This window comes from Shewanella sp. SG41-4, from assembly GCF_014164505.1.
Lineage (GTDB): Bacteria > Pseudomonadota > Gammaproteobacteria > Enterobacterales > Shewanellaceae > Shewanella.
In genome coordinates this window covers 1-2,007 of sequence record NZ_JACJFI010000482.1, presented here as the reverse complement: position 1 = coordinate 2,007, position 2,007 = coordinate 1, and the positions used below count along the sequence as shown (strand labels likewise).

Annotated in this window: 1 protein-coding gene; it reads right to left on the bottom strand. The window is 36.8% G+C overall.

All coding sequences use genetic code 11. The features are described 5' to 3' along the window. The coding region (locus H5202_RS21355) for a DEAD/DEAH box helicase family protein (RefSeq protein ID WP_182773823.1) at positions 1–2,007 on the bottom strand (2,007 nt) is incomplete at both ends.

Sequence of the window (2,007 nt, the reverse complement as noted above, 5' to 3'; positions counted from 1 at the left end):
GTCAATTAACTCGATAACCTGGTCAGTGAAAGGCGCTAATGACTCGGGGAGTTTACCAAGCTCACCGGCTTTTAATTCTTTATGATAAAGATCAGTAATTTCCTCATTATCGTCAGTGTAATCATTCTTAATTAAGTAACGTTCAATAGCTTTTGCCATGTCGTCACTAATCACTAAATCACCATCATCTGTTTTGATCACTTTATTAACAAAATAAGATTTGTCTGCTTTCTTAGGTCGAGCTGATAGCGATTCGGCGATATCACTTTGTAAGCCTTTAACAAAGTCACCAAAACTTTCATTTGCCACAACAGTTAATATATTGGTTTCATGAACCGTTGCAGGGTGATCTTGTCTTTCACCATTCTGATTAACCGCAATACGTAAACCACGGCCAACTTCTTGGCGGCGGGATACTACATTGTCATAGTCTGCATGTTTTAGCATACATATCACAAAAACATTCGGATTATCCCAACCTTCACGCAATGCTGAATGAGAGAAGATAAAACGCTTAGGTTCACTAAAACTTAATAGTTGCTCTTTATTTTTCAGAATAAGATCGTAAGCGGCAGTCGCCCCTTCATCATTAGCTAAGCCTCGCTCTTCACCGCGAGTTTTAACTTTGGGGTCTACTTGCTTTCGGTTTTTATCAATCGCAAAGTAGCCTTCATGAGTATTGTTATTACTGATGTTAGCGAGGTATTTTTTATATGGGTCAGTTTCAGGTAACTCAGATAAAAACTCTAATTTTAGAATTTCATATTCTTCTTCAAACGCTCTAGCGTATTCACCTTTTTCATCTTCCTGGCTGTAGTCACGATATTTAACGACTGAGTCGATAAAAAATAGTGATAATACCTTAATACCTTTTGCAAATAACCGGCGCTCTTTATCTAAATGCGTTTTAATAGTGTCTCGTATTTGAATCCGGCGCATAGCCTCTTCAGTAATATCATTTGACGCGACACCAACCTGAATACTTTTACCATTTAAAAAATCAATGGTATCCGTAACCGCATTTATCTCAGAAACAACAAAACCATCATATTCAGCTAAGCCATTAGATAAATCGATAAGTCGATCACCTTTATGCACTTTAATGATTTTGCGAACTATGCTGCCAGATTTTAATTTTTGCTCAATCTCTAAACGCGCTACTGGGGCTTTCTTAGATATTTCTATTTGTTCAAGGTAAAGGTAAGCATTTGTGCCTGCTAAACCATTGGTTTTAATACCACGTACAGATATACGCTTTACCAACTTTTGATTATAGGCATCTAATGCGTCAAGGCGGTGAATCTTGTTATGAACGGTTTTATGAGTCGCTGAATAGCGAAGAATAAATAATGGATTAAAACGCGGCAAAGACTCTTGTGTGGCCTTACCTTCCATTTTTTGCGGTTCATCCAAAATTAATATCGGTCTGTTAGCGCTGATAACATCTATTGGCCTACGGCTTTGAAAATCATCTAACTCTTCATAAATACGACGGTTATCTGCGCCAGTGGCATTAAACGCTTGAATATTAATGATCATCACGTTTATGCCTGAGTCAGACGAAAAGCTTTCTATCTTGTGTAAATCTTTAGAGTTGTAAGTGAAAAAACGAATCTTCTTATGGTAAATTTGGTTAAAGTGCTCAGCCGTTACTTCTAGTGATTTATGTGCACCTTCGCGTATTGCAATAGTAGGTACAGTGATAATAAATTTTGACCAGCCATATTGTTTATTTAGCTCAAAAATAGTTTTAATGTAACAGTAGGTTTTACCTGTTCCTGTTTCCATTTCGATATCTAAATTAATATCTGCACCAGGTTTGTAAACGCCTTTTAACTTTGCCCCTTTATCATCAGTAAAATAGTTTAATCCATTAGACAACGGCAAGTTCTGTGCTTTTTGTACATCATGAATATTTTCTAATAATTGGTCTTCCGACAACTGAATTGCAGCGTTTTTAAAGCCCTCTTCATCAAAGTTCACACTTTGAGTGCGGCCTTTTTTAAC